Source organism: Vibrio sp. Vb0667, assembly GCF_033391095.1.
Genome location: NZ_JAWPOL010000004.1, coordinates 245897 through 260080 on the forward strand (window position 1 = coordinate 245897; position 14184 = coordinate 260080).

At 43.3% G+C, this 14184-nt stretch carries 12 protein-coding genes; 11 read left to right on the forward strand and 1 reads right to left on the reverse strand.

Annotated elements, in window-relative coordinates; translation table 11 throughout:
- Positions 1-43: 43 nt before the first annotated feature.
- From R8269_RS07835 to R8269_RS07880, 10 genes are all read left to right on the forward strand, one after another.
- Positions 44-976 carry a transporter substrate-binding domain-containing protein gene (locus R8269_RS07835; protein ID WP_005375093.1) on the forward strand — a complete coding sequence of 311 codons (933 nt, stop codon included), beginning with the start codon at positions 44-46 and terminating at the stop codon, positions 974-976.
- Positions 973-3303, forward strand: coding sequence for a putative bifunctional diguanylate cyclase/phosphodiesterase (locus tag R8269_RS07840; RefSeq protein WP_005375094.1), 2331 nt, complete (start codon positions 973-975; stop codon positions 3301-3303). The genes R8269_RS07835 and R8269_RS07840 overlap by 4 nt, the downstream gene beginning before the upstream one ends.
- A 212-nt stretch (positions 3304-3515) precedes the next feature.
- Positions 3516-4709: a glycine C-acetyltransferase gene (locus R8269_RS07845; protein WP_005375095.1), complete on the forward strand. Its 1194-nt coding sequence runs from the start codon at positions 3516-3518 to the stop codon at positions 4707-4709.
- A 44-nt stretch (positions 4710-4753) separates the two neighbouring features.
- The gene (gene tdh / locus R8269_RS07850; RefSeq protein ID WP_005394871.1) at positions 4754-5785 is read left to right on the forward strand and encodes an L-threonine 3-dehydrogenase; all 1032 of its coding nucleotides are present in this window, start codon (positions 4754-4756) and stop codon (positions 5783-5785) included.
- A 389-nt stretch (positions 5786-6174) separates the two neighbouring features.
- The gene (locus R8269_RS07855) at positions 6175-6720 is read left to right on the forward strand and encodes a spore coat U domain-containing protein (RefSeq protein WP_005375099.1); all 546 of its coding nucleotides are present in this window, start codon (positions 6175-6177) and stop codon (positions 6718-6720) included.
- A gap of 39 nt (positions 6721-6759) precedes the next feature.
- Positions 6760-7257: a spore coat U domain-containing protein gene (locus R8269_RS07860; protein ID WP_198556883.1), complete on the forward strand. Its 498-nt coding sequence runs from the start codon at positions 6760-6762 to the stop codon at positions 7255-7257.
- Between the two features lie 20 nt (positions 7258-7277).
- On the forward strand, positions 7278-8033 hold the full coding sequence (locus R8269_RS07865) for a molecular chaperone (RefSeq protein ID WP_318222503.1): 756 nt from the start codon (positions 7278-7280) through the stop codon (positions 8031-8033).
- Positions 8034-8050: 17 nt separating this feature from the next.
- Entirely contained in the window at positions 8051-10465 is a 2415-nt protein-coding gene (locus R8269_RS07870) for a fimbria/pilus outer membrane usher protein (protein ID WP_318222506.1), read from the forward strand.
- Positions 10462-11430: a spore coat U domain-containing protein gene (locus R8269_RS07875; protein ID WP_171342459.1), complete on the forward strand. Its 969-nt coding sequence runs from the start codon at positions 10462-10464 to the stop codon at positions 11428-11430. Before R8269_RS07870 ends, R8269_RS07875 begins: the two co-directional genes overlap by 4 nt.
- Positions 11431-11571: 141 nt before the next feature.
- Positions 11572-12291 carry a carbonic anhydrase gene (locus R8269_RS07880; RefSeq protein WP_005375106.1) on the forward strand — a complete coding sequence of 240 codons (720 nt, stop codon included), beginning with the start codon at positions 11572-11574 and terminating at the stop codon, positions 12289-12291.
- Positions 12292-12363: 72 nt separating this feature from the next.
- Here R8269_RS07880 and R8269_RS07885 read toward each other — a convergent pair whose 3' ends face one another.
- On the reverse strand, positions 12364-13467 hold the full coding sequence (locus R8269_RS07885) for a mechanosensitive ion channel family protein (RefSeq protein ID WP_005375107.1): 1104 nt from the start codon (positions 13465-13467) through the stop codon (positions 12364-12366).
- Positions 13468-13767: 300 nt separating this feature from the next.
- Here R8269_RS07885 and R8269_RS07890 point away from each other — a divergent pair, with 300 nt between their 5' ends.
- Positions 13768-14115, forward strand: coding sequence for a helix-turn-helix domain-containing protein (locus tag R8269_RS07890; RefSeq protein ID WP_005375109.1), 348 nt, complete (start codon positions 13768-13770; stop codon positions 14113-14115).
- Positions 14116-14184: the final 69 nt, after the last annotated feature.

The window sequence follows — 14184 nt, forward strand, 5'->3', positions numbered from 1 at the left end:
AGCGCCCATTATTGGGCGCTTTGTGAAAGGTAAGGATATTATTATGTCAGTCATAACATTCAAAAGAACTTTAGCGACGGTGGCGCTCATGGTTACCTCTGTTGCGTCGTCTGCCGCTTGGTCAGACGATTTACAACAAATCCGTGAACGCGGTGTACTGCGTCACATTGGTGTCCCGTACGCTAACTTTGTCTCCTATATTGAACAAGGTGAAGTGGAAACTTTGACTGGCTTGGATGTAGAGATAATAAAAGGTTTTGCCAAGTCGTTAGGTGTTCAGTACCAGTATGTTCCAGCACAGTGGAGCGACGTGGTTGGTAAGTTGACAGGGCAAAATGTGCAATATCACAACAAGCAGGCTGTTGTCGGAGAAAGTGTTCCAATTGAAGGCGATTTGATCGCAAATGGCGTTACTATTCTTGATTGGCGCTCTGAGGTTGTCGATTTTTCACAAGATTATTTTCCTTCAGGTGTATGGTTGGTTTCCAGATCCGACTCTAGTCTGAGCCCGATTAAACCAAGTGGGTCGGTCGATGAAGATGTTAAAAACGTCAAGCAGCTGATCGATGGTCGCGAAGTGTTAGCTTTAGAACATTCTTGCTTGGATCCTAACCTTTATGACTTATATGACACAGGTGCAAAAGTTATATTACCTGATGGGGCGCGTCTCCTTAATGAGATGGTTCCAGCGATAATGAAAAATGATGCGGAAAGCACATTATTAGATGTTGCGGATACGCTAATTGCCCTCGAAAAATGGCCGGGTGAAATAAAAGTCATTGGCCCTATATCTGAAAATCAAAAAATGGCTGTTGCATTCCGTAAAAATTCCCCTGAATTACGCAAAGCATTTGATCGTTATTTAGACTCGATAAAAAAAGACGGTTCATACGAAAAACTAGTAAAAAAATACTATCCATCTATTTACTACTTTTATAACGATTACTTTATAGAAGATAAAAAGAAAGTCCGATGAATAAGGCCGTTAAAAAATTTTCCAGTAAAAGATTTATTACAATAAGCGCAATATTAGTTTCAATTTACTTAGCTATGCTTATTACTGTGACTAGCGTAGGTCAAAATAAGTTAAAAGAATCTCAATACAGAGAACTAGATTTAAAAGTAAAAAGTTATGCAAGCACACTCGATAATTTATTTACCATAGCGAGTGAAGATGTTGATAATCTAGCTACAGATAAAACAATACAAACATTCTTTGGTAATTTAGCTTCTGGCATGTCAATGGAGTATGGGTTAGGTGCAAGTTTAATTAATTTAAAGCGTCGCTTCGATGAGAAGATAGACAGTAAGCTAATTAATAGCAGCCAAATCTATAAGAAGCTCACGCTGGTAGGCAGTGATGGAGTCACCATTGTCACCACTGGATCTGAAAACCTTGCCGAGCACAAAATGGACATACAGACCTTAATGACTCAACACGGGCATCCCGAAGAGGTTTGTGCGACGCGATACAATGATGACGTTCGCATTCAAGTCATTAAGCAAGTTAAGTTCTCCGGAAAGCCTGTTGCCTTTTTAATTGCCGATCTTAATAAGAATATTGTTATTGACCAACTTACTAACCAAGAACACGAAGATAGTTATAGCCGAATGGTGCTAAAAATAAAAGACGTGGAAATGGTTGTATGGGATACCATAAATAAAACACCTTCTCACAATAAGGATGAGAATTATTTCGTTTCTGAGGCTGTAGACGGAAAAATTTACTTTGAAGTTCCTGTGGATAAACATCACTTCAAATTGATGGCGTGGTTCGAGCCTTTGAGTGAAAGAGATATATTTACATCACGGCTCTTTATTATTGGTTTGAGTATTCTGGCCGTTATGATCGTCATTGCTTTATGTTATGCATTCATCACGAACAATAATAGGATTGAATTGAAAATTAAGCTTGAGGAAGAAAAAAAGCGTAAAGATATTCTTTCTCAACAGAATAAAAAATTAACGAACGAAATTGAACGTCGAAAAGCGTCTGAAAAAGAACTCGCCTTCCAAGCTAAATATGACACATTAACCAATTTACCTAATCGTAGTTATGGTTCCGAGCGATTGGCTTTGGAGTTAATTAGGGCATCGCGTAGTGGGTCTAAAGTTTTGGTGATGTTCATCGACTTAGACCACTTTAAGCAGATTAACGATTCAATGGGACACTTTGTTGGGGATGAAATCCTTAAACTCAGTGCTCAGCGACTGTATCAAGTCGCGAGAAAAACAGACTTATTGGCGAGAATTGGTGGGGATGAGTTTTTACTCGTCATCCCTGATTTGCCTGATAATGATACTGCAAAGCGAGTTGCTTCAAGTGTACTTTCGGCGTTTAACGATCCGTTTGTTTGGAACAACCATGAATTCTTCTTGAGTAGCAGCGTCGGAATGTCTGTGTTCCCGGATGATGGAGACAACGCTGAGCAGCTTCTTGCATGTGCAGATATGGCAATGTATCGGGCGAAACAAGATGGGCGTGATGGCTTTTGTTTTTATAACCATAATATGAACCAAGACTTGCAACGCTACTTAGATCTGGAAAATCGTCTGAGAAGTGCGATCTCCAATCAGTTGTTAGAGCTGTATTATCAGCCAATTATTGAGCTGAGTAGTGGTAAAATCGTAGGGGCAGAAGCGCTAATGCGTTGGAATGATGACAAGTACGGATTCGTAAACCCTGAAGAGTTTATCTCTATTGCAGAGAAAAATGGTTTAATTCATCAAATTGGTGAGTTTGCTATTCAACAAGCGTGTCGACAAGCGGCACAATGGCAGAGTCTGACTCCGTTGTTTGTTTCTGTAAACTTTTCTAGTGTTCAATTTAGGTACTGCGAGCGCTTACTTACGTTTATTAAACACAGCCTTGAGGAGTCTGGTCTTCCGTCAGATAAGTTCGATATTGAAGTGACAGAAAGTCTCCTCTTCAATCACGATTCTGAGCTATTAGACATGCTTAATAACTTACGAGCGTTAGGCACCAAACTTACTATTGATGATTTTGGTACTGGTTATTCTGCGCTGAGTTACTTGCAGAAGTTTCCGTTCGACCGCTTAAAAATTGATCGTAGCTTTATGCAAAATATGTTCGAGAACGACTCAGACCGCGAGCTTGTGAACGTAATCATAGCAATGGCAAAAGCGCTGGATCTTAAGATCGTCGCAGAAGGCATCGAAGAACAGCGTCATGTGGATTACCTGAAAAACCTAAACTGTGAGTTCGGACAAGGTTTCCACTATAGCCGACCATTACCTGCTAAGGACTTTGAAGCACTTTTGGCTAAGCCTACCTGGCTATAATTCCTTTTATAACAAACTCATAGAAAAGCATTAATCGAATTTGTGCCTAGGATTCATTAATGCTTTTCCACCTTAAGGTATAATCCTTCCTCCTTCCTTGAATTACACTACAATTAATTGATGAGTGATAGCCCGTGACGCCCGTCACATAAAGGCTAAGCCTAATTCTAAACGAGTAAATACTCGCCAAAATAACTAGGAAGGAATTTCAAATGTCTTCTGCATTCTACCAACAGATTCAGCAGCAAATCGAAGAAGTAAAGGCGGAAGGCCTTTACAAATCAGAGCGTGTCATCACGTCTCAACAGCAAGCGGCTGTTAAAATCTCTACTGGTGAAGAAGTACTAAACTTCTGTGCGAACAACTACCTTGGTCTTGCTAACCACCCGGCACTTATCGAAGCGGGTAAAGCAGGCATGGACGAGCACGGCTTTGGTATGGCTTCAGTACGTTTTATCTGTGGTACGCAAGACATCCACAAAGAGCTTGAGCAGAAGCTTTCTAAGTTCCTAGGTAAAGAAGATACGATTCTTTACACATCATGTTTCGACGCAAACGCGGGCCTATTTGAAACTATTCTAGGCAAAGAAGACGCAATCATCTCTGACGCTTTAAACCACGCGTCAATCATCGACGGTGTTCGTCTATGTAAAGCAATGCGTTTCCGCTACTCAAACAACAACATGGAAGAGCTAGAGCAACAACTGATCGCTGCGAAAGAAGCAGGTGCTCGCCACATTCTTATCGTAACGGACGGTGTGTTCTCAATGGACGGCGTAGTAGCAAACCTTCCGGCTATCTGTGACCTGGCAGAGAAGTACGGCGCGTTGACTATGGTTGATGACTCTCACGCTGTTGGCTTCATGGGCAAAACAGGTGCAGGTACGCACGAGCACCACAACGTGGTTGACCGTATAGACATCATCACTGGTACGCTAGGCAAAGCAATGGGCGGCGCTTCAGGCGGTTACACATCTGGTAAAGCGGAAGTGATTGACTGGCTACGTCAGCGTTCTCGTCCATACCTATTCTCTAACTCTGTTGCACCAGCAATCGTAAGCGCTTCTATCCGCGTTCTAGATCTACTAGAAGAGAGCGGTGACCTACGTGATCGTCTATGGGAAAACGCAGCACACTTCCGTACTCGTATGGAAGACGCTGGTTTCACAATGGGTGGTGCTGACCACGCAATCATCCCAATCATGCTTGGCGACGCAAAAGTAGCAGCAGAATTTGCAGAGCGTGCGCTGGAGAAAGGCATCTACGTAATCGGCTTCTCATTCCCTGTAGTACCAAAAGGTCAAGCACGTATCCGTACTCAAATGTCTGCGGCGCACTCTCGCGAGCAACTAGACCGTGCAATCGACGCGTTCATCCAAGTTGGTAAGGACATGGGTCTTATTTAAGATTCTAGGCCTTAGACAATAGGGCCTTTAATTAAGGTTACATTATGAAAATTAAAGCATTATCAAAGCTAAAGCCTGAAGAAGGCATCTGGATGACTGAGGTTGATAAACCTGAAGTTGGCCATAACGACATTCTGATCAAAATTAAGAAAACCGCTATCTGTGGTACAGACGTACACATCTACAATTGGGACGAATGGTCACAAAAGACAATTCCAGTGCCTATGGTTGTCGGTCACGAATACGTGGGTGAAGTGGTTGCGATTGGTCAGGAAGTTCGTGGCTTTGAAATCGGTGACCGCGTATCTGGCGAAGGTCACATCACGTGTGGTCATTGTCGTAACTGTCGTGGCGGCCGTACTCACCTATGTCGTAACACGATTGGTGTGGGCGTTAACCGCGAAGGCGCATTTGCAGAATACCTGGTTATCCCAGCGTTCAACGCGTTCAAGATCCCAGACGAGATCTCTGACGACCTAGCGTCTATCTTTGACCCGTTTGGTAACGCAGTACACACAGCACTTTCTTTCGACCTAGTAGGCGAAGACGTGCTTATCACAGGTGCTGGCCCAATCGGTATCATGGCAGCGGCAGTAGCAAAGCACGTTGGTGCTCGCCACGTAGTGATCACAGACGTGAACGAATACCGTCTAGAACTTGCTCGTAAGATGGGTGTAACACGCGCAGTAAACGTGGCTGAAGAGAAGCTAGAAGACGTAATGGCTGAGCTAGGCATGACAGAAGGCTTCGACGTTGGTCTAGAAATGTCTGGTAACCCAGCAGCATTCAACTCAATGCTAACCACAATGAACCACGGTGGTCGCATTGCACTACTCGGTATTCCACCATCAGACATGGGTATCGACTGGAACCAAGTTATCTTCAAAGGCTTGGTGATCAAAGGTATCTACGGTCGCGAAATGTTCGAAACTTGGTACAAGATGGCTTCACTGATCCAATCTGGTCTGGATCTATCGCCAATCATCACGCACCACTACAAGATTGATGATTTCCAAGAAGGCTTTGACGTCATGCGCAGCGGCATGTCAGGCAAGGTTATTCTTGATTGGGAATAACTTATTCAAGTAAGAAATGCGCTCCTTTTTGGGGCGCATTTTTGTTTCATGAAGATTTTTGTTTCGGGAAGAAATGGTCGCCAATCTTTTCTAAACATCTCGTATCGTTCTGCTACTTTTTTTAGATTTTTTCCACTCAACTTCGCCCTACCTTCTAACTCATTGTCGATTCTGTATTTGGAATAAGATAATAACCATTTGTTTTTAGTGGTTATTATTTAGAGTTACATGCTTAAAAATCGTCATTTTTAAGTTTAATGTTTTTATTTGCTGTTCGTCTTTATCCTTATCCTGCTTCTTTTTATTGTTTTACATTTTATATGCATTTGGTTTGTCATAATTGAGCTATAACTAATAAAAAGGTTACCGATATACAGTGGAATGTAAAAATGGAGCTTTATATGAAAAGATTTTATCTGATGATGCCTCTGCTCTTAACCTCATTTAGTTGGCAAGCGAGTGGAGCGTCAGTGAGCGGTACGATTGATGTTTCAATTAACCTTGTACAAGGTTGTGTGATTAATGGAAATAATGCGGTAGATGCAGCTTCTGGCGTTGGCTTTGGCTCACTCGCCTTTGGAGACGTGCCTGCAATCTTCAGTGAACAAGATGGTGTGGTAAATGGTGGTAGTGCGACGGGTATTGAAGTGCTTTGTAGTAATGGTGTGACACCGACGTTTACATTGGGCACCGGATTGTATGATGCAAGTGCGACCGTTGGTACCTACGCGATGTCAAATGGCGCGCAATTTATTGATTATACGTTGTTTACCGACTCAGACCGAAGCACACAAATTATACAAGGTGGGACGGTAGCTCTGTCTGAATTTACTAGTGCAACATCGCAAACTATTGAGCTTTTTGCGAAAGCTTACGGTACGAGCAGCATTGCCGGCACATACTCCGATACCATCAGTGTGACGCTAAGCTGGTAAAACGTGACGCTGGTTGTTAGGGGCTTTTCATTTGTCGCGATGAGTTTGTGCTCTTTAACTGTGCTGGCTGATGCGACACAAACTTTTCAGGTGTCTGCCACCGTAGATACAGGTTGTTTGATTAACGGCGCAGTACAAGAAGAAAGCGCAACCCAAGCCGGGCAAATAGGCACGTTAGATTTTGGTGAGCATTCTTCAGTTTACGCTACGGAAGTACAAGGCAGCATCACTTACAGTTCATCACTCACATTAAGTTGTACTCCGGGTATTACGATGAATGTTTCCGTAAATGGCGGGATGAATGAATCGGATGGTGTACGTAAGCTAAAGCACAGTGAAGAAGCGACAACGGTAGATTACTTTTTGTTTCAGGATCTAAATTATACGCAGGTGCTTGATATTGACACGCAATATTCCGTCGATACCGACCAAGACCCAGATAATATTCAGTTTCCTATCTGGGCAAAGGCGACAATAAATGGGAATGAAATGGCTGGAATTTATATGGATACGCTTACGCTGACATTAGAGTGGTAAGTGAACTTTGGAGGGGTGAAATGGAATTCATACTCAAAAAACTATTATTAATAACCTTCCTTTTTGTTTTTTTCTCAAATGCCAACGCTAACTCATTATTAATTTGGCCGATTTACCCCAAAATATCAGAGGAGAGTAATGCAACATCACTTTGGATGGTAAATAAAGGCAGTGTTGAGTCTTATTTACAGGTGAGAATTTTTAAGTGGGAACAAAACGAAGGAGAAGATAGCTATTCAAGTCAAAGCCAGTTAATTGCAACCCCTCCGTTTGTCAAAATTGAACCAGGTGAAAAGCAGTTAATCCGCATCATCAACCAAGATGAGGCCTCTGCGGGTAAGGAGTATGCATACCGAGTGATCATAGATGAATTACCGCCAACTCAAAACCCTCAAACAGAATTGACGGAAAATGAACTCGCTGTCAAAGTCCGAATGCGTTACTCGATACCTTTGTTTATTTACGGGAAAGGGCTGACTGATACTCAAAAACCAAACCGTGACAGTGAATTATGGGGTGATTTACAGGCACAGTTTATTAAGAAAAATAATCAGCGTTTTGTTCACATTAAAAATTCAGGAAAACACCATGTTCGCTTAGTGAATTTACAGTTGAATCTACCAAATAAAGATCCTGTCGTTATTTCCGATGGACTAGCTGGCTATATTCTTCCTGAACAGTATAAGGTTTGGTCTATTCCCCATAGTAATGTCAGACCCTTGAGTTTGAGCGCGAATATTGGAGGTAAACGTTACCAAATACCATTGAAGCAATAATGAATAGATTTAATACAATGAATGCTTTCTTGTGGTTGGTATTACTTAGCGTAACGTGGAGCAGTATTGGTCTTTGTGCAAATTCAGCAAACCACTTCTCTGAGCTACCGAGTCCTGAAAATTTCTCATTAGAAAAGTTTGAGAATATTAGCCTCAATCTGGAGTTGGTGATCAATCAAAGAGCAACAGGGCTTGTTGCGAAAGTTGAGCGAGTTGGCGATCAGTTCTTTTTGCTCCGGGAGGACCTCATTTCAGTTGGGGTTACCGCCAAGTCGTTGCCTGGAACTGAAGAGAGACTTGAGGTTACGTCTATCCCAGGAGTTAACGTGCGTTACTTGCAATCGTCATTGCAACTTACAATTGACGTACCGCCTAATTGGTTACCGATGCAGAGCTTATCAGCGCAGGATATGGGGCGATTTTCCCCGGCTCAGTTTGGGCGTGGTGGCCTGCTTAACTACAACGTATTTGGTGTGTACGAGAACGAAAGCCGACAAAAGGAGGTTTCTATAAATCATGAAGTCAGAGCCTTTTCTGAGTTTGGCGTTTTTTCTACTACCGGGATATTTAAATCTAACTTTCATCGCGATGTTCAGTCCCAGCAAAGCAGCCAGTACACTCGTTTTGATACGAGTTACGAGTACGTCAATCAAGAGAAGCGAATTCGTATGGAGGTAGGGGACTATATTGTTCGCCCTTTATCTTGGAGCCAACCAGTAAGACTGGCGGGTATTCAGTTATCACATGATTTCTCTATGCGTCCGGATGTCGTGACGACGCCGTTACCTGCATTTTACGGTGAAGTCACAGCGCCCACTACGTTAGATTTGTTTATCAATGGCTTTAAAACTGACTCAATGAATGTTGGGCCCGGTCCTTTCATTATTAACGATATTCCAATGCTCTCTGGTGCTGGGGAAGCAACGGTAATTGCAACGGATGCTCAGGGTAAGCAAACGGTCATGACCAGCCCATTTTTTCTCTCTTCCGATCTACTCAAGACCGGATTTACATCTTACAGTGCGAGTATTGGTGCGATCAGAGAAAATTTCGGTAATGCATCTAACGACTATGGAGACGGTGGCGTGGTTACCGCTCTGCGTCATGGCATGACTGATTGGTTAACATTAGAAGCTCAAGCTCAAGCTGAAGCAAAAGATGACCTGATCGTTGCGGGGCTGGGCTTTGTCACCAATGCTTTCAACTTGGGTACGGTGGATGCCTCGTTTCGTGTGAGTAATTTTCAGGATCAATCTACCTCATATGCGCTAGGTTATAGTTATCAGTCTCGGCTGTTTAGCTTCGCTGCTCGAACTCAAGTAGAACAAGCCGACTTTTATACCTTATCTCATTTACCAAATTATGAAATGCTCGATGAAGGCAAGGACGCTTCACTCGCGTCGCGTCATCTATCACAAATCAATATGGGAGTCCGTTTGGGAGATTGGGGCTCACTTTCTGGTGGGTACTTTGATATTCAACAATCCGACTCAGATTCACGTACCCTAAATCTTACTTATAGCTACGCTCTGCCTTTTAATATCAATATGTCCCTTTCTTACAACCATAGTATTGGTGGTCAGAGTGTTACGCTGGCGCAATTCTCTCTACCTTTCAGTTCTTTGGGGGGAAGTTCGGGGCTAACGCTGAAAAGAGAGGACGATGGCGATGTGCGAGGGCGAGTGGGTTATAGCCGCCTTGCGCCAATACGAGGTGGGTGGGGCGTCAATTTAGCGCATGATATTAACGAACACCCAGAAAACCGTAAACAGGCTGATTTGACCTACCGTGCGTCATGGGCGCAGTTCAGAGCGGGGTTAAATGGCACCAGTGGCGACTATGATTATTTTGCGGAAATGGCAGGTTCGGTCTCTACGTTGGATGGAGAAATATTCCCGGCGAATGAAGTGTATGACAGCTTCGCTGTGGTGAGCACCAGTGGTTTTGAAGGTATTCCGGTTAAATATGAAAATCAAATTGTCGGAGTGACAGACGATGAAGGTTACTTACTTGTTCCTTGGGCTACGGCGTATTACACCGCCAAATATGAAATCGATCCACTTAATTTACCTGCCAATGCTGCGTTTTCTGCAACAGAGCAGTTTGCTTCGATACATTCGGGCTACGGCTACCTGTTAGAGTTCCCAATAGAGCTACAAATTGCACTGAGCATGACGGTGGTAGACGAAAATCATTTGTTCCTTCCGATTGGTACATATGGCCGCTCAGAAACGGGCTTAACAAGCCAAATTGGTTGGGATGGTTTTACGTACTTTGAAGGCGTTGACCCAGGCCGCTATATTCAGTTTTATCCTCAAGGACAGTCGCCATGTAAAGTGTTTATTGAGGGGTTGTATCAGCGTGAGAGTCAAAAAATACAAACATTGCCTGAGCAGGTTTGTATCAAAGCCGAAGAAGAGACCGCACTATGATTTTGCGCAGCTGGTTTGCTAGCCTACTTCTCTTTTTCTCGTTCTCGACAATGGCTTGTCAGCTCACGGCGGCAACACCTTTAATCTTGTTTGGCAATGTTTCTTCGTTTACTGTTTCAAGCTCTCAGCAGCAAAGCTCAGCTCAGCCTCATGCGGGGATTACGTGTGACTTTTCTACACTTGTGTCTTTGTTAAGTGGCGACTACGTATCAGCAACGTTTAACAGTATAAATAATGGTTTGCTATTAAATGAGGATGATCCGAGTTCGGAGCTCAGCTATCAGATTTTTGGCGATCCAGGTCTTTCACAAGAGTATGTATTCGGCCAAACTTACAATTTTTTTGAAATCGGGTTACTCGATTTACTCGGGTTGTTTGGCACTCAAGCTGAGTTTCCGCTTTATGCTCGGACGGGAGCGGGTAGTAATCTTTCCGCTGGGACTTATAAAGACCAAATCACCGTATCCTGGATTTGGGATTACTGTAAGGGTATCGGGGTTCTAGGGGTATGCATTGGCCGCGCCAATGGCAGCGCTCAAAGCGTGATTACGGTTGAGTTGGAAGTGACCCCTGATTGTATGATCACAGCGCCAGATATTGATTTTGGTTCATCCCCATTAGTGGCCGGTTTTGAACCAGTCAGTCAGGTTATATCGTTAACTTGTACCAAGAATAGTTCCTTCTCCATTGGCTTGAATGACGGCCTAAATGCGTCCGGCGGTCAGCGACGAATGATTTCTAGTGGTCACTATTTGGAGTATGAAATCTATAAGTCATCATCGATGGATCGCTGGGGAGGAACCAGTTCTGAACGTCGTGAACACAGTGACGTCGATACTGGCGGCTCTATTCCTGATGGTATCACTCCACAGAATTATAATTATCGCGCGCAGATACTAACCAGCCAAACGACCCCTCCTGCAGGTACTTACACCGACTCAATAATCGTTGACGTTCAATTTTGAGCATCATGTCAATTACATCATTAGAGGCTTCTATTCCAAAAATCTTTTGTAATCATAGTTTTCACTCTGTCACTGCTTAATTTTGTGAGATTAGTATGGCTTTATTCTCACGGAATTTAACTTTCAGAAATAAGGAAAATGATGAAGAAGTCACTAACAACATTAGGTTTGGCACTGGTATTTACAGGAACAGCTTATGCAGCAAGCTGGGGCTACGAGGGAAACCATGGACCTGCTCATTGGGGTGAGTTTGCATCTGAGTGCGCAAAAGGTCAAAACCAGAGCCCAATCAACATTGAATCGGCGACCGAAGCGAAGCTAGAAAAATTGAATTTCGACTACGAAGGTAAGGCAATTTCACTGCTGAACAACGGTCACACTTTACAGACTGGTTTAGAAGGTAAAAACACACTCACCATTGATGGTAAAGAGTTTACGTTGAAACAGTTCCACTTCCATACGCCATCTGAAAACCATGTGGACGGTAAAGAATACCCTCTAGAAGCACACTTTGTGCATGCCGACAAAGTAGGTCATCTAGCTGTTGTCGCGGTGTTCTTTAAACTGGGTGACGCGAACCCAGATCTAGCTAAGATGCTAGCTAACATTCCAACTAAAGATCAAGATGTTACCATCAAGGTTCCATTTGATGCTGATGCCCTTATCCCAAGTGATAAAGACTACTACCGCTTTAACGGCTCACTAACGACACCGCCATGCTCTGAAGGTGTGCGTTGGTTGGTGATGAAAGAAGCACAAACTATTTCTCCTGAGCAGATAAAATCTTTTTCGGAAGTAATGGGGAAAAACAATCGCCCAATCCAACCGCTGAATGCACGTATGGTGTTAACGCAACAATAACCACTTCATGCGAAGAAAAATAAAAAGCCCGCTTAAACACAGCGGGCTTGATTATTTGGGTATTGGTGAGAACTAGAAGCCGTGATCTTCTTGCTCTTCCGCTTTTACCATTTGTATAGGATCAAGCTTAAGCGTCTGAGTAGGGAACGCGATATCTGCATCGTGTTCTTTAATGATGTTGATTACCTTAAGCAGTATGTCCTGCTTAACCTCATGGTATCTCACCCAATTCACGGTTTTAGTAAAGGTATAGATAAAGAAGTGCAATGATGATGGACCGAATGTATCGAAGTTGACGATAAGTGTTTGGCGTGCATCAATGTCTTTGTGATTTTTCAGCATTTCTTTTACCGCGGTGATAATTTGCGGCATTTTTTCAGCATCGTCGTAACGAAGTCCAATTTTTTCGTAGATACGTCGGTTCAGCATGCGAGATGGGTTTTCTACGACAATGCTGCTAAACACTGAGTTTGGCACATACAGTGGACGCTTATCGAAAGTTCGGATAATGGTCATACGCCAGCCAATGCGTTCTACCGTCCCCTCTATTTGTCGGTCTGGAGAACGGATCCAATCGCCAACTTTAAATGGACGATCGAAGTAGATCATAAGACCTCCAAAAAAGTTAGACAGCAAATCCTTCGCCGCTAAACCGACGATCAAACCACCAACACCACCGAAGGTAAGTAGGCCCGATAGTGACAGACCAAATGCCTGCATTACGGTTAGAATTCCGACGGTAATAAAGAACAGGCGCGCGACCTTAGCTATCGCTTGTACTGTTGTTTCATCTCGGTTCTTTTGTTCGAGTACATGCTCTTCAACATTGGTAATGAGCCGCATAACGGTCCATACGAAGATGCTGATGATTAAAATCAGTTTCAGCGTACTTAACCAGTTTATTTTATCGTTGAGCTCGCTCTCTAATATGATGCCGATAGAGACGGTTGCAGGCCAACACCAAATGAGTGTACTGACTGGCGCTTTTAGCGCATCAAGCAACATGTCATCCCAGTGGAAGGGCGTTTTCTCTACGAGCGCAGCGAGGCGAGAGCGAATCAGCCGCCAAGCTATCCAAGCTATAAAGCTAGCGAGCGTAATGAAAAGGACGCTTCCACTCCAATTTTGATGAGACGTTTCAATGTAGCTTTGTAATTCGGTAAACCACTGTGGCATATGTAACTTATTTCTAGTGAACCATGGAAGGAAAGGTAGCAGATATTACTCCTTCACCCCAGTGATTTCCTTTAAATCATTTACTTATGTCTAAACCGCCGAGATGGACTTTTCCTTCCAATGACAAGAGAGTTACCTTTACGTTTTGCTGAGCGACCGCCTCATGCATGTTCAGAGGTACGCTACCAATGATTGAGGGTTGATATTTGGACGATCAATTATAACTTCTCTGACTTATCGCTAACATTTATCTTAAGTAAGTGTGAGAGTGTATTGGCTCTTGAATTAGCGGAGGCAGATATGGAATTTACAGAGCTGGATCGAAACGCGCTCTACGACATCTGGATGTCACAAAAAGCCAAAATGCACATCACTCAAATGGAAATGGCGAAGCGCCTTGGTTTGAGTCTACACGAGTTTTCTGGCTTGTTACGTGGTAATTCTCCACTGACGCTAGGTTTTGTAAAACAGCTATGCGAGCAGCTACATGTACGTCCTGGTCAGGTGATTCCGTCTTTGACGGAGCGTGATCTATCTGCATCTGGTACCGTTTATTTACAAAATCGTGTGACGGTGGATGGCGATATCAGTAACGTGTTTATCGACGGAAACCAAGTCGTGATCGAGTACGTTCACCAAGTTAGCTAGCTTGCTCGTCAAATTATCGGGTTGAAGAGCAATAAAAAACGAGCCACTGTTGGCTCGTTTTTTCGTTTC